The organism is Rivularia sp. PCC 7116 (assembly GCF_000316665.1).
In the GTDB taxonomy this organism is placed as follows: domain Bacteria; phylum Cyanobacteriota; class Cyanobacteriia; order Cyanobacteriales; family Nostocaceae; genus Rivularia.
The window spans coordinates 113,475-136,232 of the sequence record NC_019678.1 but is presented as its reverse complement, the minus strand read 5'-3'; the positions used below and the strand labels follow the sequence as shown (position 1 = coordinate 136,232).

The window sequence follows — 22,758 nt, the reverse complement described above, 5'->3', positions numbered from 1 at the left end:
AGCTAGGAGTTAAGAATAATAAGTAGCAAGTAGCAAGTTAGTCATTAATTTCTTTTTGTCCCTTTTTCTACTTCTCTCCCCATTTCTTTTTTCCTACATCCAATGCTAGATGCCCAATAACCAATTTATGACTGATTAGTTACTGTTGTCTCAATTGAATTTGAATCAATATCAAATTGACTAATAATAGCGTTGATTATACTTTGTTCTACTGGGGTTGTTTCGTGGTTTAATTTGGCAATTCGATAACACTGAGCTAATAAAGGTGCTGCGAAATCGCGATTTAATTGGTTAAGTAAGCTATCTAAAGGTTGCGGAGATTGAATATTTTGCTCGATTGCTTCCAAGGATGCGGGACTAAGGTTTAATGCCTCTAGCTGCGGTAGAATTTCTGACCAATTTTGTTTGGGATGACTAGCCAAAATCATATGCACTAAAATTTGATCCATTACTGCTTCTTGAGCAATAGCAGTTTGTAGATAGTTTTCACTTTGTTCCTGTAATTTTGCTATTGTTTCTTCGCTGTTCAAAGATTCTGATGCGTTTAACTTAGTTTCGTAAAATCGACAAGCAGCATATCCTAAAGAAAAAATCATTGTCGCATTAGCGCTTGCACCAATCACCGCACCGGCAAAAGGTATATTCCTTAATAAACGCAATCCTGCTGTTTTTAATAAACGTCCTCCCCCTAATCCCAAACCAAAAATTGCTAAAACTTCACCTTTGCGGGCTGAATCTTGTAAATCTAACCCATAGATAGATGCAATTTGATAAACCATTTCTGATTGCAATTCTGTTGTTGCTGCTAAGTCAACTGCTAATAATGCCGCAGCAGCACCAGGTAAAATACTTGTTGTCAAACCGATTCCACCGGCTTTTACTGCTTTGTCCATCATGATGCGATGAGCAAGTTGAGTCGGTGATTCGTGAGGATATTTTTGCTTTAAGTGATTGACTGCGGCTTCTGCTTTGACTAAATCAACGCTCTCGCTAGCACCTACAAGCCAATTTAAATTGACAACTCCAGCTAATCTGTGAATCAACCAGTTATCGGTTAGGTGACTGACTACGTGTCCTGCTGTTTCGGTGGCTTGTTCGATAATTTTGTGAGTTTGTTTTGCTGCAACTTCCCCTACAGAGGCTACAGTTGAGACTACCGCCGAACCAGCTTCTAAAGCACTACCACTAACTGCAACTCCTACCCCTAATGCTGTGTCGGTAATTGTTCCTCCTACTTCACCTACGGTTTTAATTAAAGATTCTAAAGGAGACGTTTTTGAATCTTTTTGTTTTGCTGTTGCTATATTTTTTTCTGGAGGTTGGGGTTGAATATGAACTTCTGTCTCAGAAACTGAAGGATGTGTTTGAAGTGATTTCTGCTCGGCTTTATCTGACATTCTTAAGACACCAATAGATAGATGTTAAATTATTCTCTACTTTATCTATAGCTCGCAGATGATTAGATTCACATCCATCTAAAAGCGCAATTAGACTGCTACTAAATGCGTAAAAATGGTTTTATCAAAGTAGTCATATTGTTAAGTAGAAGTTATTTGTAAGCTCATATTCTAATTGCTATTTTTTATAATTAGAAAAATATTGATTTTATTACCTATATAAATTCGCTTCAAATAAACTCACAACAGCTTGATATATGCTTTATCTTAGATGTCTTAAAAAAACCTAAAAATTATCACCCGATTATAATCAGTTTTTGTAAATTTGCCTTTATTTTGATATTTTTTCAATATATGTATTTACCTATACTTGTATTTTGATAAACTTTAATAATCAAGCTTTTTATATAAATTTTCCTTGAAAATATAAAAACATCTTAGCCGAGTATACGGACAATAAAATTTCTTTAGTGAATATAAAAATTGTAGATGCACCATGATAGGACTCTGGCTGGAAGTCAGGGTCTTTTTTTTGCAAGTCGCTGGGAAGATTTATTGATTTTGCTAGGTTTATTAGCTTGCTGTTTGAGATATTTTCCAGCAACCCAGCCAATCTTTTGCTGATATTCGACAAGATACCATTCTACTCCGTCTCGATAATATCTTTGTTGTTTATCTTTGATTCCAATTGCATCGCATGGAATTACAGTAGTTATTTCTGTATTTAAACCAGCTTGTTTACGCATGTTTAAACCATTTGCACTCTCCGGGCAATCTAATCCATATTCGCCAGCAAATGATTTTTTTTCATATTTAATACTAGGAATTGAAGATTTTTTTCTTTCAACCATAGGGTTTGAAAAGCTTTTTGGTGTTGCTGGAACTGAGTGTGGTACTGATTTTCTTAAAGATGTATCATCAGACGGCTCATTCCAAAAACTTATAAGCGTAGCACTTGCAATAGTAATAAACAATCCAAAAATAAAGAAGCTAATACCCATCAACATACTTGTCATGCGTATCGATGATGGTTGTTTATAATTAACAGAGTTTGAGTTTGAACTATTGAACCTTTTTCCCGCCCACGATAAAAATGGTGTAGAAATAGATATTCCGAACAAAATTAGCAATACACCAAAAGAAAAAAATATAATTGCTACAAATTTCATTAAACTTTGCCCCTCTATATTTATTTGCGTGTAAATCCAGTCAGGCACTTGTACTGGCAAACGTCATAACCAGTAGAGGCAAGTTTAGCGATAAAGTTATGTAGATACTAGTACTTTTAATAACAAGTATTATTTGTAACTTATTTTTGAGTAATTACAAGCAATTTGGCACTAATGATTTCTATTTCGCCAGAAGATGACGTAAATCCTATTAACAAAATTTTTAGGTTCTACAATCAAAGCCCGGTACTTTGAAAATACCGGGCTTTTATCAATTATTTCAGAATGTGAAAGTCTATCAAGATTTTAAGCTTTGGACTTAACTGTTTCGTTACCACATTCTAAAAAATCATTTTGATGTAGAATATCGTAAAGACTGATATCTTTTTCTAACAAACAAGCATGTCCGCTTTCTGGGAGTACTAAAATTTTAGCATTGCCGAAAATATTTCCTAACCTTAAAGCTTCTGTTGTAGAAGGTAAAAGCCTATCGTTAGCACCGGCAATTAATAAAATTGGTTGATTTAACTTACTCAATTTGTATTCGTCAATGTAAAATTCTCGCAGCAAGGATATTCGCCAGCGTATTGTCTCTGGTGGAACTGAGCGCATCGCTTTCAAAAGTTCTTGGCGATCGCTGCTAGATATTCTTTGCAAAGAAGCTAAAAATGGTAATAGTCCGAAAGCACCCACATCATAAAATAAATTGGGTACGAAGTCAGTAAATTGAGAACCCCAGCTAAATAAGGTGCGAGCTTGGAAACTCGAAGCAGGGTTTAAGAGAATTATACGCTTGAACAGATGTGGTGCAGCAACAGCGACTTTTTGTGCTAAACAACCCCCAAATGATTCTCCGCAAAGATATACCGGTCTGTGGGGTGTATTTTTAAGTTCTGCATTAATTAACCTTAATACACTTGAAGTTAGTTCATCCCAGTGATTTAAATCGTTTTGGGGTATTGCCAAACAGCGCACGTCGAAACCAACTTCTAATCCATCAGTTTGGGTTCGCAATAGCTGACCTGAGCCATCCATCCCTGGCAAATATATAAATAGCGGATTATCTGGGTGTATTGTTTTCGGAGAAAGGAAACAAGGCTCTAGTCCAACTTTTGGTCTATTCATCTGTTAATAGTTTATTGTTAACAATCAGTTAATCTTGTTAGATTTTGAAATTTTGCAACAGCGTTTAAGCAAAGCGACTTTGATATAAACCCATGTAGCTATTTTTATATAGTAAATCTGTGATTTCTGACCAACTACACAGATTCAAGTTCTTCTACTATAGGCGTTGCCTGTTTTACGCAGTTTTTTTATTGATGCCATGATTCTATTCAATATCCGACACGTCTTTGATTGATAAATCTATATATAACTATAAAAAGCTAATAGATATAATCTAATTTGATTGAAAAAAGATTCATGGAGGAAGATGCTGCTTAAATTTGCTGGGATTGCAAAAAAGGCTGAATCGACCGCAAAGAAATTTTAGGACCTGGTTCGCCTATTTCTAAAACATCATGCCTGACTCAATTAATTATTTGTAAGTTTCTTTATGAAAAATACTTATCTATTCAATATCGAAAACTAGAAAGAATAATAGTAGATAATCTTGCCATCAAAACAGGTGCATCTATAAAGTTACGATGGCTACTCGTTTCCAATATTCTTACAGCTTTAGCTATTAAGCTCTGGCAATAGTTGAGAATTTACTGTAAATAGCAAATGAAAGTACTTACCGGGGAAATTATGGTGGATTATCTGACTCAGAAGTTTTCGATATGAATTTTATCAAAATATTTCTGTTTCGCGTGAGTGATTTTTTACATTTATTTAATATTAAGATGATTGTGTTTAGACTAAAAAAATATTCGTGCAAAATATATAACCTTATATGAAATAATAATTTGTATTCATAATCACAGGATTTTTTAATAATTTTTCTCATTAAAAATTTGATTGTTAATCTATTCTTTTGATAATTATCAATTTTGCTGATACTTATTTTTAAATAAACCGGAAGCAAATAAATTTGTTAATATAAAAATGCGACTTGAAAAAGCATAGGCATTATTGTATAATGACGTGGTTTTGCCTAAAAATGTCAGATAAAAAACTGTTTTTTTTAGAAGTAATTTTATTTTTGCGTGAGTCTAGTGGATAATACAAAAAATACATTTGCCCTTACTACGCCGCTATATTATGTAAACGATTTGCCTCATATTGGCAGTGCCTACACAACAATGGCAGCAGATGTGATGGCTAGATTTCAAAGGCTTTTAGGTCGTCAGGTACTTTTAATTACGGGTACTGACGAACACGGGCAAAAAATTCAGCGTGCAGCAGAAAGTAAAAATTTACAACCTGAAGAATTTACTAACCAAATTTCTGCCGAGTTTGTGTCTTTGTGGAAATTGCTTAATATTCAGTATGACCGCTTTATCCGCACTACAAATCCAAAGCATGAAGCAATAGTAAAAGAATTTTTTGGACGACTATGGAAAAGCGGCGATATTTATCTTGGTCAGAAAAAAGGCTGGTATTGCGTTGCCTGTGAAGAATTTAAAGAAGAACGCGAATTGCTAGAAGGAAAACGTTGTCCTATACATACAAATAAAGAAGTTGAATGGCGAGACGAAGAAAATTATTTCTTTAAGCTATCAAAATATCAAAGCCATCTTGAAGACTTGTATAACTCGAAACCAAATTTTCTTCAACCAGAAAGTCGGCGCAATGAAATTCTCAATTTTATCAAAGGAGGGTTGCAGGATTTTTCCATCTCGCGGGTAAATTTAGAATGGGGTTTCGCAGTACCTAATGACCCAAAACACACTTTGTACGTTTGGTTTGACGCTTTATTAGGATACATAACCGCTTTACTTGAAGAAGGTGAAGAAGCAACACTAGAAAGCGCTTTAGCTAAATGGTATCCAATCAATTTGCATTTAATCGGTAAAGATATTTTACGCTTTCATGCGGTTTCCTGGCCTGCATTGTTGATTAGTGCCAATTTGCCTTTACCAGAAAGAGTATTTGGACACGGTTTTTTAACCAAAGATGGTCAGAAGATGGGTAAAAGCCTTGGTAATACCATCGACCCCGTAGCCTTGGTAGAGAAATATGGTTCGGATGCAGTTCGTTATTACTTTATTAAGGAAATCGCATTTGGTAAGGATGGCGATTTTAATGAAGATAGATTCGTTGAGGTTGTAAATGCAGATTTGGCGAAAAACTTAGGTAATTTGCTAAATCGTAATCTAAACATGGTGAAAAAATATTGTTCTGGAAATGTACCATCAATTGCAAGCGACAGCGTTTCTGAAGATAATGCTCTGAAAGCTATTGGCTTGAAGTTAGGAGAGCAAGTAAAAGCTAACTACGAAACTTTGGCTTTCGATCGAGCTTGCGAAGCTGTTCTTCGATTTTCTCAAGCTTGTAATAAGTACGTTGATGAACAAGCTCCTTGGAAATTGTATAAACAAGGAAAACAGGAAGAAGTAGAGCAAGTTTTGTACGTTATTTTGGAATCTATAAGGTTAGCAGCTTATCTACTTTCTCCCGTAATTCCTAACATCAGTAGCGATATATATCAACAATTAGGGTTTGGAATTGATTTTAATAATCAAATTGAAACTGCAAATTCCGCACCCTTTGCCGTACATGGAAAATGGGGCTTGCTTAGTGGCGAACAACAGTTAGGTAAAGCAAAGCCAATTTTTCAAAGTATTGAAGTAACGAACAAATTGTAAATTGTACCAAGGAAGCAAAATTTATATTTTGCTGGCGCTATTTACAGAGCTTGATTTATCAAGGTGTAAGTATTAGCCTTGAATGATTATCATAAATCGCCGAAACTTACGTGTATAGACACCTAGTAAGTCTCAATTATTACAAGAATAACAAACGGATTGTAAAATAAAAAATGAGGTATCAGAAAAATGTTGAATAATTTACAGGAAGAGTCGATATTTACTCCTGAACAAGTTTTAGAAAATCGAGGTCGCGTAGCTATATTTATTGATGGCTCCAATCTGTTTTACGCAGCGCTTCAATTGGGAATTGAGATTGACTACACTAAGTTGCTTTCTAGACTGACGGGTGGTTCAAGATTGCTGCGTTCGTTTTTCTATACCGGTGTAGATCGGACAAATGAGAAGCAGCAGGGATTTTTGTTGTGGATGCGTCGTAATGGTTATAGAGTCATAGCAAAGGATTTAGTACAGCTACCAGATGGCTCGAAAAAAGCTAATTTAGATGTAGAAATAGCTGTAGATATGATGGCTTTGGTTGATTCCTACGACACTGCTGTTTTAGTTAGTGGTGATGGGGATTTAGCATATGCGGTCAATTCTGTTAGTTATCGCGGGGTTAGGGTGGAAGTAGTTAGTTTACGTTCTATGACTAGCGATAGTTTGATTAACGTTTCCGACCGTTATATTGATTTAGAAGCTGTAAAAGAAGATATTCAAAAGACACCTCGTCAAGGATATCCTTATCGCCCATTGCCCGAAATGAGTTTTCTGGAGCAATCACCAACATCTGGCATGGTAGATCCTCGTTTAGAAGTTCAAGAATAGAACTTTAACATTAGAAAAGCTGTAGTGATTGTTTAAAAGGAGGATAAACTATTGGACATCAAAAACTAAATTATCCAAAATTTATCTTTATTCAGATGCGTTAGTTAGCTAAATTCTTTCAATGATGAGGAATTTTAGGCACTAACGCATTTTAGTTATGAGGATAGTTTTTGATTGGAAGTATGGTAATTTAAATCGCGTAATAAGAATAATCTAAGACCAATTGATAACCTTACAGCTATTTGGTAATCAACAAAACATTATATTTATCTAAAAAGTAAGTTGATACGCAGCTAAATTGTATAAGGAGAAAATATTTAATTGTTGTAGCATCGATCTAAAAGCCTGTATCCTTTATTCAAATTAAATACGCAACAGCTTGATATATTTATTAATCTGTTTTTATAAATACAAAATTAGTACAAAAGTGTATATCGAAAAATAAACCATAAATATGGATAATATTAACTTTTTCTACGTCTATGAATGCAGTATGGCGCAAAAAACTTTCTAAAATATCCAGGATGAAAAGCTTAACTCATAAGGCTTTTAGCCTCTGCCTTCTGCCTTGCGCTTTGTGTCTTCTCACATTGGTTAGTTGTGGAGGTGAGAAGACTAACATTGACGAGGAGCCAGTCGAAAACGAATCCGTACAAGAAGACGAAAGTAACTTTACTTTCCAAGGTGTAGCTTTAGAGCAATTTGATGAGAAAGGTCAACCAATTTGGAAGGTAAACGCCAAGCAAGCTAAATATACTAAAGAAAAACAAATAGGTAATGCCCAGAATCCTTATGGCGAGCTATACCAAGACGGCAAAATAGTATACAAAATTACAGCAGAAAAAGCTGATATTAGGCAAGACGGAAAGCAATTATTTCTCAAAGGCAAAATTGTTGCAACCGACCCGAAAAATGGTGTGGTATTGCGGGGCAATGAATTAGAATGGCGACCCAAAGAAGATTTAATGATTGTTCGCAATCAAATTAACGGTACCCACAAACAGCTACAAGCAGTGGCAAAAGAAGCAAAAGTTAAAACCCGCGAACAGCGTATCGATTTTTCTGGAGGAGTTGTAGCAAAATCGGTGGAACCTCAACTGCAAATGCGAACTGAAGAATTAACCTGGATGATTGAACAGGAAAAATTGATTGGCAATCGCACTATGCAAATTGACCGTTTCAAGAATAATAAAGTTACGGATCGTGGTAGGGGAGACGCTGCGGAAGTTTTCTTGAAAACAAAAATTGTTAATATCACTAAAAATGCTTTTATCGAATTACTAGATCCCTTGGTACAAATAGCTAGTAACTCCATAACTTGGAATGTCAATGCTGAAAATATTAAAACAAATGCACCAGTAAAAGTGGTGCATCGTGCGGAAAATATAACTGTGAGTGGAAATCGAGGTGAACTAAAAATACCATCAGACACAGTTTACGTCCAAGGAGACGTTAGAGGTGTTGGACAAAAAGGTCAGTCTATTCAATCGAATAATTTGACTTGGTTTTTAAACAAACAATTATTGGAAGCTTCTGGCAACGTAATATATGCTCAAACAGACCCTCAATTAACTTTTAAAGGAGATACTGCCACTGGTAACTTTAAAACTGAAAATGTGGTTGTTAAAGGAGGGGATTCTGGTAATCGGGTGATTACAGAGATTATTCCTAACTTTGATAATTAACGGTTATCAGTGAGCAGTGAACATTGAGCAGTGAGCAGTTATCAATTATTACTGCTCACTGTTCACTGAATTTAGCTTTTATATAAAACGTCATTACGACTTGCTTTACCTAATTCGGGTATGGCTTTTTTCCCTTCAGTAGGGCTAACAGCAGTTGAAGCAGTGGCTGGCTCTTGTAAATCTTTAAGCATTTTTTGCAGTAGCTTGTCTTGTTCGGAACGGAAACCCGGAACATAAACACCCTTGTTGATAACCGCAAACCAAACTAAACCGCGATTTTTTGTTGGCATTACTCCTGCTAAAGCACTGACATCTCTCAAAGTACCGGTTTTAAAAGCAGTGTTTTTAGGAATGCGTCTGGCGTAAGTTGTACCGCGATGGTCTAAACCAGAAGTCGGGAAAAAGTCAGCTACGGTTAGATTATGAGGTGTTGCTAAACGTTGAATTGCCATTAACATCGCAGTAGCAGCCCTGGGAGAAATGCGATTTTCTTGTCCTAGTCCAGAACCATTAATCAATTGAATTTCCTTTGAAGGTACTCTTGCGAGTTTAGCCGCAGTTGATTGGACTACACTGGCTCCTCCTACTGATTCTGCAAGCATTTCTGCCATTTCGTTATTACTGAAAACATTCATCTCATTAATTAACTGTGCCATCGGTAACGAGCGATGGCGTATCAGCTTGGTTTGAGACATTTCAACCTTGTCTTTAACTTCAACTTTTCCAGTAATTACGATTTGAGGTTTTGGCGTACCCTTGGGCATTCTGGAATGCTGAAAAGCTATTCTCCTAGACCAAGTGGCAAAATTGAATGCTCTTTTTAATGCTTGCCCCGCTAATTGAGGATTGCGTTGGAAATTCATGGCAAATTTGCCAACAATAACTAAATTTCCATTAACGCGCTTTATGCCCATTTTGTTAAGCGTATTGGCAATAGTTATTGCTTCTTCCCAAACAAACAGTGGATCGCCGCTGGCATTAACGACCAAATTCCCTTCTAATACACCGTTTTTAATTGGTCCTGTCGCATTTATCAAAGTTTCAAATTTATGATCGTGACCCCAATGTTTGAGTGCCACAAGTGAAGTTGCAATTTTAGTTAAAGAAGCAGCAGGTAAGGGTTTTGTTCCTTGGTGGTTAGCCATTAACATTGGCCCTGACTGCATCCAAATGCCTTGAACTTGGGTTTGTTCGGGTTTGATTAGTTTTAGTGCTTGTAGTTGTTTTAAATATTCTCGTACCGTATTAACTCTGGCTGGATTTGGGTCGGGGGCGAGAACTAGGTTTGTACCAGTTTGCCAAGCTAAGGTATCAAAAGCCTGCATTGGCTTTAATTTGACTCCTGCCATATCTAACCATAACGAAATTAAACCCGAACCAAATAACTCCAGCATCCTTCACTCCTATACAAGTAACTGCTACGCATTTTGCTGTAATATTACGCACAAAGCAAACCCATTAGCATTGAGTAATCATAGCTTTCTAGCCAAGGTTGTGGAAGAGAGCCATATAACAAAGTTTTGCAATCTGCCTCAACCATTGTGCTTAAATTTTTCATCTAACGGGTCTTATTATCACACTTCTGGTTGCGATCGCACCAAATTGATTGACAAAAAAAGGTTTATCGAACACAACGAGTGTTCCAAACTGACTTCAAGAGATATATAGATTTAAGGTCATTTTGAACGCCAATGTTGCTGTAAATCGTAGAGTTCATAAAAATATGATTTAGCAATTCTTAGAGCGAACTTCATGCGTAGATTTAATCAATGTGGCGAATAACGTAATTAGTGATGGACAAGTCAAACAAACGACAGCAATATAATTTTGGTTGGTAAAAGCGCACAAATTGATATCAAGGATATCGTTTGTGGGCAGAATAATATTGAAAATGCTTTTTTTCTAAGGGTAGCATTCTCATTGCTGTGAATATATTCTGGATATCTTTGACCAAATCAGGCAAATTTGATTATTTTTTGGACTTTGTTTAAGAAAGAGTATTTTGCTTCAATTGTTTGCCTCATATATTTATGGGTTGTTTATCCAAAATATTTCCATATATTTTTGATGAATTTTTGATTAATTAATAATACTACGATTAATTAGCAACTAATCTATTCATTGTTGTAAATAATACTGTAATTTTTTCCACTGGCACGGACGCTATAGCCAAGGGTAAAACCTAACAGACACCTGACATCACCCCGTAGGTCGTTCATGGTGAAATTACAGTCATAGAATTTCTAAACAAGTTCTGTTTGAACAATTCAGACATGTACTATACAAATCTATATCTGATAAAAGTCCGAGCAACAAATAAAAGATTTTTCGATTTTGTGGAAGCAGTACATATTTTTTTGCGAAGGAAAATATCGCTGTTGGTTTTTACAATTCATTTATTCTTGATTTTGACTTCAAGATGGTTTAATAATGCTTTACGCTCAACAGCAATATTGTTTCCCAAGTTTCGCTGACTAATATCGCTTAAAACATTTACCTGTAAAGATATGAGAGTGAGTGATAGAGGTGAATTCGTGTTATGTTGAGCAAAAGTAGAAGTTGATGCCTTACTTAAAAAAGTGAGATTTGGTAGTTAAAAATCTACTGCGACTAGCAGGGGCATCTGGTAAAATTTGTAAGGTTTCTGGAAGCTCTGAGCAATGGGATCGACTGGCGTAAGAATCGCTATTGATGCAATGGGAGGAGATAATGCACCCGGTGAAATCGTGGCTGGCGCACTGCGAGCTGTCGAAGAATTGGGTGTAAAAGTATTGTTGGTAGGCTCCCCCGAAGATATTGAACGAACACTGCCTCCATCAATCAAGTCGGAACAAATAGAAATTGTCCCTGCTGAAGATGCGATCGCGATGGATGAGGAACCTTTAAGCGGCATTAGACGCAAACCAAAGGCTTCCATCAACGTGGCGATGAGTCTGGTTAAAAAGGGACAAGCTGATGCTGTAATTAGTGCCGGTCATTCCGGCGCAGCGATGGCAGCAGCTTTACTTCGTTTGGGAAGACTTCCGGGTATTGACCGTCCGGCAATTGGTGCGGTGTTTCCTACGATGGTAGCGAGCAAACAAGTCCTTGTACTTGATGTCGGCGCTAACGTAGATTGCCGCCCAAAGTTTTTGGAGCAATTTGCTGTTTTAGGTTCGGCTTACTCTCAATATGTTTTGGGTGTTGCAGAACCAAAAGTCGGCTTATTGAATATCGGTGAGGAAGAATGTAAGGGCAATGATGTTGCCATACGCGCTCACCAAATGATTACTGAAAATCCGTACATCTCCTTTGTTGGCAATGCCGAAGGGCGTGATGTACTTTCTGGTGATTTTGATGTAATTGTATGCGATGGCTTTGTAGGCAATATTTTATTGAAATTTGCCGAAGCAGTTGGGGACATTATGTTGCAAATTATTCGCGAAGAATTACCCCAAGGATTGCGCGGTCAAATTGGTTGTTCTATTTTAAAACCAAATTTAAAGCGAATTAAGCAACGAGTAGATCATGCAGAACATGGCGGCGCTCTACTTTTAGGCGTAAACGGCATATGTGTAATTGGTCATGGTAGCTCCCAAGCTCCTTCAATTTTCGGTGCAATTCGTTTAGCTAAAGAAGCAGTAGACAATCGCGTATTGGAACGGATTCACTCCCAAAATCTGAACGAGAACAGCGTTTTATGATTTAGCCTTCCGGGGCAGTCAAATGATTAGCCGCATCAAAACCCAGAACCGAACAAATGTAGTCATGGCTCCACAATTTAATTGTTGGAATAGAAATTAAGGAATAATATTTTATGTCTTTTCTTTGTAGGAGAAAGATTGTAAGGCAAAAGAAAACTTTTACTGATAAAAGTCAATTTTCCTTTTGATACGGGCATGTTTTATTGTTTTCTTTTTTGGTTGATTGCGTTTGTTCGTTCTGGGAAAAGGCTTATTGACGATTGCCCAGTCAGTAACTCTAATCTAAACTGCCTATAGGCTAATATTTTTGATCGAAAGGTTTTCAACAGTCCTTCTAGCGGATAGCTGTGGAGAGAATGAGTGCAAAATTTAGGAATAGCAATTACAGGAAGTGGCTCGGCTGTGCCAGAAACATTTCTTGATAACCAGGGGCTGAGCGAACTTGTTGAAACATCTGATGAATGGATTACCACAAGAACTGGAATCCGTCAACGAAGATTAGCAACTACTACGGAGTCAGTCACTAGTATTGGTGCTGCTGCGGGTCTCAAAGCATTAGAAATGGCACAAATTGAAGCCAAAGATTTGGATTTAATTTTGCTCGCTACTTCTACTCCCGATGATTTGTTTGGCAGCGCTAGCCAAATTCAAGCTGAGTTGGGAGCTAATAGGGCAGTGGCATTTGATTTGACTGCGGCATGTTCTGGGTTTGTGTTTGGATTAGTAACTGCCGCTCAATATATTAGAACAGGTGTATTTCAAAATGTACTGTTAATTGGGGCTGATATCCTCTCCCGTTGGGTGGATTGGCAAGATAGACGCACCTGCATATTATTTGGCGATGGTGCTGGTGCTGCGGTGTTGCAAGCCAATCAGGATGACCGTTTATTAGGGTTTGAAATTAAAAGTGATGGAAGCCTTAATCGCAGCCTCAATCTTGCTTACATGGCTGAGTCTAAAGAATTGATTGATGGTGTAAATATCTCCAAAGGTAGTTTTGGCAATGTTTCTATGAACGGCAAAGAAGTTTATCGTTTTGCCGTTAAGCGAGTACCGGAAGTGATTGACAAAGCTCTGTTTCGCGCCAATATCGGCGTTGAACAGGTGGATTGGCTGCTACTGCATCAAGCCAATCAACGCATTCTTGATGCAGTAGCCGAACGTCTTTCTATTCCATCAGAAAAAGTAATAAGTAATGTAGCTAATTATGGCAACACTTCCGCTGCTTCCATACCAATTGCATTAGATGAAGCAGTAAGAGAAGGCAAGATAAAACCGGCAGATACTATTGCTGCATCGGGTTTTGGGGCTGGACTAACCTGGGGTGCGGCGATTTTTAAATGGGGAAGATAAAAAGTTGTTAGTTGTTAGTTGTTAGTTGTTAGTGGTAATTGATTAATTCAACTACTAGCTGTTAACCAGAAATAAGTATTTGTTGATTGGTAGTTGTTTTCCTGATTTGCTTAATTCTTAACTATTAACTCCTAACCGCTAACCTCTAACTTCTAGCCACTAACAATTAACCACTAACCACTAACTAATAACTAATAGCTAATGAGTAAAACCGCATGGGTGTTTCCAGGACAAGGTTCTCAAGCGTTGGGAATGGGAACAGATTTACTTGAATTACCAGAAGCGAAAGAAAAGTTTGCTGAAGCTGAGGAGATTCTGGGCTGGAGTGTCAGCGATATCTGCCAGAATCACGAAGACAAGTTAGCTCGTACCCTTTATACTCAACCTTGCTTGTACGTGGTAGAAACTATTCTAGCCGATCTCATTGCTCAAGAAGAGAAACCGGATTTAGTCGCAGGGCATAGTTTAGGAGAGTATATTGCTTTATACGTAGCGGGTGTGTTTGAATGGTCTGCTGGTTTGCGTTTGGTAAAACGTCGAGCCGAACTTATGGAAAATGCCGGTGGTGGTAAAATGGCGGCTTTAATTGGCTTCGATAGAGAACAATTAAACAAAATTCTTGCAGAAACCGACGATGCGGTACTGGCAAATGACAACAGTTCGGCACAAGTTGTAATTTCCGGTACTCCTGAAGCTATAGAAAGCGTTTTGTCTCAAGTAAAAGCAAAACGCAAACTTCCTTTGAACGTATCGGGAGCATTTCATTCGCCCTTGATGGCGGAAGCATCTGCTGAATTTAAAGATGTATTAGCTTCAATAGAATTTCATCAAGCGAATGTACCAGTTTTATCTAACGTAGAACCAGTAGCTGCCGTGGAAGCCGATACTCTCAAGCAAAGATTAATTCAGCAAATGACTGGAAGCGTGCGTTGGCGAGAAATAGCATTAGCTTTACCAGAACAAGGAATTGAACGAGTTATAGAAATTGGTCCGGGAAATGTCTTAACCGGTTTAATTAAGCGTACTGCTTCCGGCTTAAAATTAGAAAACGTGCGTTCTGCTGCTGAAACGAAATTAGTTAAGAGTTAAGAGTTAAGAGTTAAGAGTTAAAAGTTAGGAGTTAAGAGTTATAAATTTTAGATTTTAAATTTTGGATTTTGGATTAAGAGTTATCAGTAAGGAGCGAGCAGTTAATTTTTCCAAGTAGAAATGAACTCTTACCTCTTGCTCCCGACTTTCTTCATGCCCATTATTGATTATGCCTAAAAATCGCGAACCATTTGCTAGTCTTTTACTTTACCGAGCTTTTAAATACTCGGTGGTTAATCCTATGCTTCGCGTTTACTTCCGAGGACGTATTTATGGAGCCGAAAATGTCCCTAGGAATGGACCACTAGTAATAGTTAGCAATCATGCCAGTAATTTTGACCCGCCGATTGTTTCAAATAGCGTTCGTCGCCCTGTATCATATATGGCCAAGGAAGAATTATTTAAAATTCCTGTTTTAAAGCAAGTAATTGAGCTATACGGGGCATATCCAGTCAATCGGGGAAGCAGCGATCGCAATGCAATTAGGAAAGCTTTGGAGTATCTAAACAATGGCTGGGCTGTAGGTATTTTCCTGCAAGGGACTCGTACTAAAGATGGACGGATTACAGACCCCAAGAAAGGTGCGGCTTTAATCGCAGCAAAAGCTAAGGCACCGCTTATACCCGTGTGTTTGTGCGGTACTCAAGATATTGAGCAAAAAGGATATGCTATTCCTCAAAGGGTTCCGGTTACAGTCAGAATTGGCGAATTAATTTCTCCTCCGAATTCCACAACTAAGGAAGATTTAGCTGCTGTAACTGAAAAATGTACTGTAGAAATAAATAAATTGCACGATTTGGGACGTTGAAGCAAAAAACGTTAAAAATTTATACTAGAAATATGCTTTAAGGAAGTAGCCTTGCTAGCATAAATTGCTTAAATTAATGTTCGGAGGATGCTGAGCTACCGAATTTAATTTTGGGTAAATTCTTCCCTACTTGCTTATTTCTATTTCTTTAAAATTATATGAACGATTCAGACGGTGCAAATTTCTTAACTAAACTAAATAATTTTGCTTTAGTTCGCTTTCTGCTTTTTGCTGCCTGCGGTTGGACGATTGTGCTATTAATTGATTATTTTCAAGCAGTAATTGTTATTTTTACCTTTGCTGCTATTTTAGCTTTTTTACTTAGCTATCCGGTTCAATGGCTCAAAAATTTTGTACCCCACAGTGTAGCAGTTATTTCTATTTACTTAGTTAGTATAGTTATTCTAGGTAGTTTAGCTATAGCCGCATGGTTAGGACTCTTATCTCAAGGGCAACAATTAATTGATAGTGTAGCCAGTTTTCTGAACGATTTAGTGCCTTTGGTGGAGCAACTGGAAGATACACTGAGAAACCGAAATCTTCAGATAGATTTGAGTTCCTTAGAACAGATATTAAGAGAACAAGCTATACGAAGACTCAGCAATATTTTATTACTGTTTCAAGGTTTTATTACCAATTTTGCTACTTTCATTTTGATTGCAGTTGTAGCCTTTTTTATGCTCCTCGAAGGAGAACAGCTTTGGCTGCTAACTTTAAAAATAGTACCCAAACCTAGACGCAAACAGTTTGAAAAAGTTATCAAACGCGCCTTCCTCGGCTTTTTTCGAGGTCAGCTATTATTAACTTTGTTTCTTACAGTCACAACTTTCTTGGTTTTTGTGGTTTTAGGAATACCTTTTCCTTTAGTGTTATCCGTTATCGTTGGTTTTATTGATGTTATTCCAGGTATTGGTGCGACATTAGGAATTGGCGTAATTACCTTAATTGTGCTGTCTCAAGGGGTATGGTTGGCACTGAAGGTATTAGCAGCTTGTATTGTACTCCAGCAAATTCAGGATAACTTAATTGCACCTAGAGTAATGCAAAATGCACTTAATTTAAATCCTGTTGTAATCTTTTTTGCTTTACTGATAGGTGCTAGAATCGCGGGTTTATTAGGTATTTTTATTTCTATCCCAATTGCAGGAGTTATAGTTTCCTTATTTGAAATCGATGAAATGAAAGCAGAGATTTAAGAAATATGTATCAGTAGAATAATGATAAATATCAGCTTTTCAAATGGTATAAAACATAGTTTTTATTAAAAAAATATTTTGATTTTCCACAAATAAATTCAAACTGTTATATATTAATTATTGAAGAATAAATAATTATTATGACAAATCAAGATTTAAGATCGCAATTAGATGAAAACCTTGATGAAGCCGAATGGGAATGGTTAATTCCTCACGTACAAAGAGATTCTGTAATTGTGGTTGCTACAGAATTAGATTTATTAGATGTAGGTGAAGCTATCGCTAGCGATAAAGCCAAAGAAGTCCAAAATTGGATTGATGAAGCACTTATAGCTAAGCCTTCAGCGGCACAAATGGGGGAATGGAATATGCAAAAAGAAAAACGATTTAATACATTGATCGTGCAGCCTTTTGTACTGGTTCAAGAAAAAGCGGCGGCATAAATCTTCAATCCCCTGCTATTTCTCAAATAAGGGGATTTAGTGATTCTTGATTTCAAATGTAATTTACTTTTTTCCACCACCGAAACCAGTGGCAACCCAAACAATTGAGCGAACTCCGTCTCTTATGGATTTTTCTACTGGTTCGGAACTGTTTTGTGAAGGTACAGATACTTTTTGAAAGTCAATTCCCCGACTACCTAGAACAATTTCACCGATGACGCTAGCACGAGGCATATGGTAATCGGAAGTTACCAAATATAATTTCTTGACACCTCTTTTTTTTAAATCGTCTACTAAAGTTGTGAAATTTTCTACCGTATTTTCGGCTCGATAGTCTAAATATAAGCGTTGAGAATCAATACCTGCTTTGCTAAATACTTTTTTTGTTACACCTTTAGGACTACCACCCGAAATCCAAATAGGCAAGTTTGGATGTTTTTTAGCAAATTTAGCAGTAAATTTTTCTCGCTCTAAGCTTTTAGTTGAACCTCCTAAAACTAAAATAGCTTGTGGCTGCACAAATACAGTTTGAACTTTTTTGTAACCCCATAGTAAGGTTAGGGGCAAAATAACAAGCATTAACCGAGAAGAAACTCCTGATTTAAGCATTTTATCCAAGGGTTTATCGCTTAGAGTATCTAGAGAAGAATTTTTTCTAGAAAAATAAAAATAAAGCAACAATCTATACGTTGTTAATAATTAATATGCCCAGTAAAAATAGGCTCAACAAAATATAAGTATTTTGTAGAAAAATGTATAGGGGGTCACACCCCCAAACGAATAATCTTGAAACCAAAAATCTATTCTCAGCTATTCTAAGCAGCGCTTTTGGTTATTGTATTAGTTACGAAAAAGTATAGAGTTGCACCACAACTAACTTTTTTGACGGATGGATGTCATTTAATGTTCGCCATAGTGGGTAAATAATTATTTACCAGTTTATATGCACTTGCTATTACTTTCCAGCAACAAGGAATACCAGACCTAACAAAATATTTTATATTTTTTACAGGTCAAATAAAAAGTATACTTGATAACTCGATCAATTTTTAGGAAAACGGGACTGGTAAGACTCGAACCTACGACCTAGCGCTTAGGAGGCGCTCGCTCTATCCAACTGAGCTACAGCCCCAAATTGTTATTCTAATAATAACATTTCTAATCATTAAGCCAGGAGCTATCCCAAGGTCCGCCCCCTGTTTCTAATCCACACAGATCGCTGGTTGCTTTCAGGATAGTTTTGGATTCAACAGCATTTAATTCACGCAATTCTAAAGTTAATTTTCCTTGCATAGTATCGCGACAAGCAAATATTAAACCATTTTCGGTAGGCGCGCGCAATGGGGTACCCGGTAAATCGGTAGTTCCAATTAAAGTAACTTCATATTGCGAATTTCTTGCGTGCATTTCCCATTTACCCCAAGGTTCGATATTCCAACTAACTTCTGAATTCCAAGGTACAAATTCGTAAAATTTACCTTGATAATGTAAGCCAATCATCGCTACAGATTCCATCCACCACAATACACCGCGTCTACCTCCACCTGCGGTTAAAGCCAAGTCTGCTTCGGAATCAAAACTATTGCAGTTCAACCAAAACCATTTTTGTGGGAAAGCACCTCCCCAATTTTTTTCACTGTAAGCAGGTGCGTTAGTAAATTCGTAGCGTTTGCCATTCCAATCTATCCAACCACTAGCTAAACCGTGAGCCATTAAAATTTGCCATCCCGGCTCAAATATCTGCAAAAATGATATCCAGCCAGCGGTTGATTGCTGAATACTACCTCTGTTTCCCCAATAATAAACGGGCTGAATTTCATACTGCCACTGACAGTAGTCACCGTTGCTTGGATTATGAATTGTGCCTTGATTTAAGGTTGCTGTGGCTTGATAACCTTCTTTTATGTAGCTTTCAAACTCTACTGGTAGTAGATAAAGCGGTTGACTTTCAATATTAGTTTTACCCCAATGCCCTAAAGCTAAAACATCAGACTTTGCCCAAAATTTATTGACATCAGGAAAAGTACGCCACAAATATTCATCATTTGGACCAAGAATTTGTGCTGCACCACCACTGTGAGGTTTTCTTCCTACGGGATCTTCAATGGAATACATGAAAGCGAAAGTTTGATTTTCCCTAGGTAGAGTTACTCGGTAGTACCAACCTTCAAAAAAACGACGTTCCCCACCATCCCAGTGGTAACCGCTATGAGGGGTTTGAGTAAAGGAAAGGAAATTTTGAAGAAGATGTAGCATAAAAAGATTGACTCACAGATATTTTATAGTATGAGTGATTATTTACAGTTGGTTAAAAATTGATATTAGCAACATTAGAAGCTAATTTTAGCTATTAATTTATAATCCTATCGGAAACAACATTGGTCAAAGTATCACAGCAACGGCACGGCAATAAAGCGGGAAGAAAATCTACACCGTATTTTGCCTCCCCGACAAAAAAATGTGCCGGTTGGGTAATAGTATTTTCAAAAGTATTTTCAAATTTTTGGATTATAGTCCCTCACAAGCCCATCTACAACGATAAAAAGATGGTACTTGCGAAGCGCGATCGCAAGTCATAAAAAATTTATTAACACCTAAACACTTGTAAACACTTTTTGTGAATTAAAGCCTCTTTTTTTTGTTGGCTAGAAGTAATACCTTTGCAAAATAAAGGTTTTGGGCTATTTGTAAGCAAAAAAACAAGCAATTACTCCTAAGCAAATAAAAAACATTAGACAAATATTGCGAAAAGTAACCAATAGTTACAGACAGTAAAATAAACTTTTTTTTAAGAAAATGGATGCTAACTTTATAAATAAGGCACAAGAAAGTTACGACTCTAACAAATTAATATTTCGATTGGAGTTTGTGTCTCCGGCTCTAATCACATCGCAATAGTTTGTTGATTATTACATCCGAAAAATCAATCCTGTGTTTTCGCCTTGAGTCTATCAATAAGTTAATTTGGAGGTTTTGGTAAGCAGACGAGTAGCCTGCTTGGGTAGCAAGTGAGTTAAGGATGTAAATCAAGTAATAAACGTTTCTAAAATTGCGATTCCGGTTCACCCTATATTAAAAGTAAACTCTGAATTTCAACTCTTCTCAATCTACTAAATATTTAATAAACCGCTTTTAGTTACTGACATCTTTCGGTCGTAAATAAAAGCGGTTTATTTTAGTTTTGGCTTTATTTTAAGGTAATTACGGTGACTTCTGGATTACAAAAAAGTCTTCCTGGTAAATATGTTCCTAAGCCGCGATTAACGTATAGCTGATTTTTACCTACTTTGTGAAATCCTTGTGCCCATTCCCAATGTCGAAGAACTTTTACGTAATCTGGTCGCAAAAAAGGAATTAATTGACGCACATCTTTAGGAATCTTACGGACAAACTTTTTGTAATAAACTACTAGAGGTCCAACATCTGGTAAGACAATTTGTCCTCCGTGACTGTGACCAGATAGTTGCAAATCAACTCGCCACTGCTGCAATATTTGGGCGGTATCGGGATTATGGGATAAAACAATACATGGCTTCGCAGCGTCTAATTGATTCATTACCGATGCAGGATTAAATTCTTTAGACCAGTATTCAGCTAAGCCTACTAATGGTAAATCTTTCCCGAGAGGATAAGCAATTTCATTCCACAGAACTTTAATATCAATACTTTTTAGTGCTGCTATAACTTCTGCTTTCGCAGTACGATGGCGAATATCATGATTGCCGAGTACGGCGTATATACCAAGGCGAGATTTTATTTTTTTCAGTCTTTTTACTAGTTTATATATTGGTGCGGGGTCATCGGTTATATAGTCACCAGTCAACACAACCAAATCTGGTTCAGCTTTATTGCTGGTAATTATGGCTTGTTCTAGCATTTCTTCCGATAGCCTGAAACCATCGTAGTGCAAGTCAGAAAGCTGCACTATCCGAGTACCCTTAGTAGATGCTGGTAAACCCTCTATTTTAACTACAAGTTTTTCTACACTCAAAGGACCTGTTAACAACCAATGCATAGGGTTTATATTGCTTCTATACCAGCGCCTTTAGTTTATCATCTGTGATTAAGTTGGTGGAAAGAGCTATAGGTTTCTAGGTTATTATTGATACAAAATTATCCAATAAAGCTATTGCAGTGCAATATTGAGGACATATTTTTTCAAATATCAAAAAAATTATGAATGGTTTTAATAACCAAGACGCGAAAGTACTTTTTGAATGATTGACTTGCGGATTTTTGTTCTTCGTTCGGAATTAGGCTGAATATCAAATTGGTCGTGATGAGGTTTTGCAAGGGGAGAAATATCTTTGTACCATAAATTTCCGTAAAACTGAGTTCTTTGGGTTTGCAGGTGATCGTAGTTTAATTTGATAGCGTGCAATGTATCCCAAGATGGTTCAAAGATTACAATACTATTATTCCGTCGTTGTTCTTTAATAGAATTGCACCATTCCCAAGGCACCCAACACCTGTCATAATCTTCGTTGTGATGCCAGAATTCTCCAATAAATTGCTTAGTCGGCTTAAAAGTAAGGTAATGAGTATGAATGTCTAAATCTTCAGAATTCGCAGAGGGGTTTACATTAAGCATGTACGTTACTGCTTTTTTGCGAATATCTGGATGGGGACTGATTTCGTATCCATGAAGGTATTTTTGAAGACCTGAATCAATGGTAGTAAGCCTTGTAATGCCGAATTTGTCCTCAATTGTTTTTTGAAAAATAGCAGACTTAAAAAAGTTATTCAGTTCTACTAGGATTTTGTCCTGAGAATTTTGAAGACGAAGTGCAATGCCAAAACCTTCGCATATTTCATTATTCTCGTAATTTGATTTACCTTTTAGCCAATTTAAGTAATCGTCCACTGATGTTGTACATCCTGGAAAAGGTATAGGTGAATATCCTTTACCTGAAAGAGCATCAATTAAAGCTTTTGTATCCTTCGCTGTTGGAATTGCTACTTGACTTGAAGTAATTACCAAATTAAAATGCTCTTCTGAAAAGAAATCTAATATTTCTAAATGCCTGAATGGCTCTTGAGAGAATTCCGCCGAAGCTATCTTGTCTAGGAGATATGTAAACTGATTAAAGTCGCCCTGTAGCTGGTTTTGGGGGGGCTTGTGTCTCGTTCATATTGAAAGTCTCATCAGGTGTACTGCGTTTGTATGGTTTTCGATTTGGATTATTAAGAATTTAGCTTACACTCTTAATAAATGAAACCAGTAAAAACCGATTGCAACAGCCAAAAAGCAACAGTATAAAATATTTCATACTTATCTTTTTGTAAGTAATTTTAATTACGTAATATGCCGCTGATTTTTCTTGTTGCTTAGGTTTACGTTCAATCGAATACAAATCC

17 protein-coding genes and 1 tRNA gene are annotated in these 22,758 nt (G+C 36.8%); 9 read left to right on the top strand and 9 right to left on the bottom strand.

All coding sequences use genetic code 11. From position 1 onward, the window contains the following. Positions 1–125: 125 nt before the first annotated feature. From RIV7116_RS00555 to RIV7116_RS00545, 3 genes are all read right to left on the bottom strand, one after another. Entirely contained in the window at positions 126–1,397 is a 1,272-nt protein-coding gene (locus tag RIV7116_RS00555) for a hypothetical protein (protein WP_015116301.1), read from the bottom strand. 518 nt (positions 1,398–1,915) lie between these two features. Then, positions 1,916–2,614 carry an SH3 domain-containing protein gene (locus RIV7116_RS00550; protein WP_157229242.1) on the bottom strand — a complete coding sequence of 233 codons (699 nt, stop codon included), beginning with the start codon at positions 2,612–2,614 and terminating at the stop codon, positions 1,916–1,918. Between the two features lie 258 nt (positions 2,615–2,872). Continuing rightward, positions 2,873–3,691, bottom strand: coding sequence for an alpha/beta fold hydrolase (locus RIV7116_RS00545; protein ID WP_015116299.1), 819 nt, complete (start codon positions 3,689–3,691; stop codon positions 2,873–2,875). Between the two features lie 1,022 nt (positions 3,692–4,713). On the opposite strand from RIV7116_RS00545, the gene metG reads away from it, so the two are divergent. From metG to lptC, 3 genes are all read left to right on the top strand, one after another. After that, a complete protein-coding gene (gene metG, locus RIV7116_RS00540; protein ID WP_044290697.1) occupies positions 4,714–6,315 on the top strand; it encodes a methionine--tRNA ligase in 1,602 nt (533 codons plus the stop codon). 189 nt (positions 6,316–6,504) lie between these two features. After that, positions 6,505–7,143, top strand: a complete 639-nt coding sequence (locus RIV7116_RS00535; protein ID WP_015116297.1) for an NYN domain-containing protein — start codon at positions 6,505–6,507, stop codon at positions 7,141–7,143. Positions 7,144–7,667: 524 nt separating this feature from the next. Further along, the gene (gene lptC, locus RIV7116_RS00530; protein WP_044290696.1) at positions 7,668–8,828 is read left to right on the top strand and encodes an LPS export ABC transporter periplasmic protein LptC; all 1,161 of its coding nucleotides are present in this window, start codon (positions 7,668–7,670) and stop codon (positions 8,826–8,828) included. Positions 8,829–8,899: 71 nt separating this feature from the next. On the opposite strand, the gene RIV7116_RS00525 is transcribed toward lptC, so the two are convergent. Further along, positions 8,900–10,222 carry a D-alanyl-D-alanine carboxypeptidase gene (locus RIV7116_RS00525; RefSeq protein WP_015116295.1) on the bottom strand — a complete coding sequence of 441 codons (1,323 nt, stop codon included), beginning with the start codon at positions 10,220–10,222 and terminating at the stop codon, positions 8,900–8,902. 1,266 nt (positions 10,223–11,488) lie between these two features. Between RIV7116_RS00525 and plsX the strand changes: the two genes are divergently transcribed. From plsX to RIV7116_RS00495, 6 genes are all read left to right on the top strand, one after another. Further along, on the top strand, positions 11,489–12,511 hold the full coding sequence (gene plsX / locus RIV7116_RS00520; RefSeq protein WP_015116294.1) for a phosphate acyltransferase PlsX: 1,023 nt from the start codon (positions 11,489–11,491) through the stop codon (positions 12,509–12,511). Between the two features lie 360 nt (positions 12,512–12,871). Next, on the top strand, positions 12,872–13,864 hold the full coding sequence (locus tag RIV7116_RS00515) for a beta-ketoacyl-ACP synthase 3 (RefSeq protein WP_015116293.1): 993 nt from the start codon (positions 12,872–12,874) through the stop codon (positions 13,862–13,864). Between the two features lie 201 nt (positions 13,865–14,065). Further along, entirely contained in the window at positions 14,066–14,953 is an 888-nt protein-coding gene (gene fabD / locus RIV7116_RS00510; protein WP_015116292.1) for an ACP S-malonyltransferase, read from the top strand. 169 nt (positions 14,954–15,122) lie between these two features. Beyond that, positions 15,123–15,761, top strand: a complete 639-nt coding sequence (locus RIV7116_RS00505; RefSeq protein ID WP_015116291.1) for a 1-acyl-sn-glycerol-3-phosphate acyltransferase — start codon at positions 15,123–15,125, stop codon at positions 15,759–15,761. Between the two features lie 158 nt (positions 15,762–15,919). Continuing rightward, the gene (locus RIV7116_RS00500) at positions 15,920–16,957 is read left to right on the top strand and encodes an AI-2E family transporter (protein WP_015116290.1); all 1,038 of its coding nucleotides are present in this window, start codon (positions 15,920–15,922) and stop codon (positions 16,955–16,957) included. Positions 16,958–17,097: 140 nt separating this feature from the next. Then, positions 17,098–17,400, top strand: coding sequence for a DUF2288 domain-containing protein (locus RIV7116_RS00495; RefSeq protein ID WP_015116289.1), 303 nt, complete (start codon positions 17,098–17,100; stop codon positions 17,398–17,400). Positions 17,401–17,463: 63 nt separating this feature from the next. On the opposite strand, the gene RIV7116_RS00490 is transcribed toward RIV7116_RS00495, so the two are convergent. From RIV7116_RS00490 to RIV7116_RS00470, 5 genes are all read right to left on the bottom strand, one after another. Further along, on the bottom strand, positions 17,464–17,979 hold the full coding sequence (locus RIV7116_RS00490) for a YdcF family protein (protein WP_044291352.1): 516 nt from the start codon (positions 17,977–17,979) through the stop codon (positions 17,464–17,466). A 479-nt stretch (positions 17,980–18,458) separates the two neighbouring features. Next, positions 18,459–18,532, bottom strand: a tRNA-Arg gene (locus RIV7116_RS00485). Positions 18,533–18,558: 26 nt separating this feature from the next. Next, entirely contained in the window at positions 18,559–19,656 is a 1,098-nt protein-coding gene (locus RIV7116_RS00480; RefSeq protein ID WP_015116287.1) for a tocopherol cyclase family protein, read from the bottom strand. Positions 19,657–20,587: 931 nt separating this feature from the next. Continuing rightward, entirely contained in the window at positions 20,588–21,415 is an 828-nt protein-coding gene (locus RIV7116_RS00475; RefSeq protein ID WP_015116286.1) for a metallophosphoesterase, read from the bottom strand. A 171-nt stretch (positions 21,416–21,586) separates the two neighbouring features. Further along, positions 21,587–22,381, bottom strand: coding sequence for a hypothetical protein (locus tag RIV7116_RS00470; RefSeq protein ID WP_015116285.1), 795 nt, complete (start codon positions 22,379–22,381; stop codon positions 21,587–21,589). Between the last annotated feature and the right edge of the window lie 377 nt (positions 22,382–22,758).

What these genes read in the sequence shown, in the direction of transcription:
- lptC (WP_044290696.1), top strand. Translation starts at nt 7,668, where the DNA reads ATGAAAAGCTTAACTCATAAGGCTTTTAGCCTCTGCCTTCTGCCTTGC.
- RIV7116_RS00535 (WP_015116297.1), top strand. Translation starts at nt 6,505, where the DNA reads ATGTTGAATAATTTACAGGAAGAGTCGATATTTACTCCTGAACAAGTT.
- RIV7116_RS00555 (WP_015116301.1), bottom strand. Translation starts at nt 1,397, where the DNA reads ATGTCAGATAAAGCCGAGCAGAAATCACTTCAAACACATCCTTCAGTT.
- RIV7116_RS00525 (WP_015116295.1), bottom strand. Translation starts at nt 10,222, where the DNA reads ATGCTGGAGTTATTTGGTTCGGGTTTAATTTCGTTATGGTTAGATATG.
- RIV7116_RS00495 (WP_015116289.1), top strand. Translation starts at nt 17,098, where the DNA reads ATGACAAATCAAGATTTAAGATCGCAATTAGATGAAAACCTTGATGAA.
- RIV7116_RS00505 (WP_015116291.1), top strand. Translation starts at nt 15,123, where the DNA reads ATGCCTAAAAATCGCGAACCATTTGCTAGTCTTTTACTTTACCGAGCT.
- RIV7116_RS00490 (WP_044291352.1), bottom strand. Translation starts at nt 17,979, where the DNA reads ATGCTTGTTATTTTGCCCCTAACCTTACTATGGGGTTACAAAAAAGTT.
- fabD (WP_015116292.1), top strand. Translation starts at nt 14,066, where the DNA reads ATGAGTAAAACCGCATGGGTGTTTCCAGGACAAGGTTCTCAAGCGTTG.
- RIV7116_RS00480 (WP_015116287.1), bottom strand. Translation starts at nt 19,656, where the DNA reads ATGCTACATCTTCTTCAAAATTTCCTTTCCTTTACTCAAACCCCTCAT.
- RIV7116_RS00500 (WP_015116290.1), top strand. Translation starts at nt 15,920, where the DNA reads ATGAACGATTCAGACGGTGCAAATTTCTTAACTAAACTAAATAATTTT.
- RIV7116_RS00475 (WP_015116286.1), bottom strand. Translation starts at nt 21,415, where the DNA reads ATGCATTGGTTGTTAACAGGTCCTTTGAGTGTAGAAAAACTTGTAGTT.
- plsX (WP_015116294.1), top strand. Translation starts at nt 11,489, where the DNA reads ATGGGATCGACTGGCGTAAGAATCGCTATTGATGCAATGGGAGGAGAT.
- RIV7116_RS00545 (WP_015116299.1), bottom strand. Translation starts at nt 3,691, where the DNA reads ATGAATAGACCAAAAGTTGGACTAGAGCCTTGTTTCCTTTCTCCGAAA.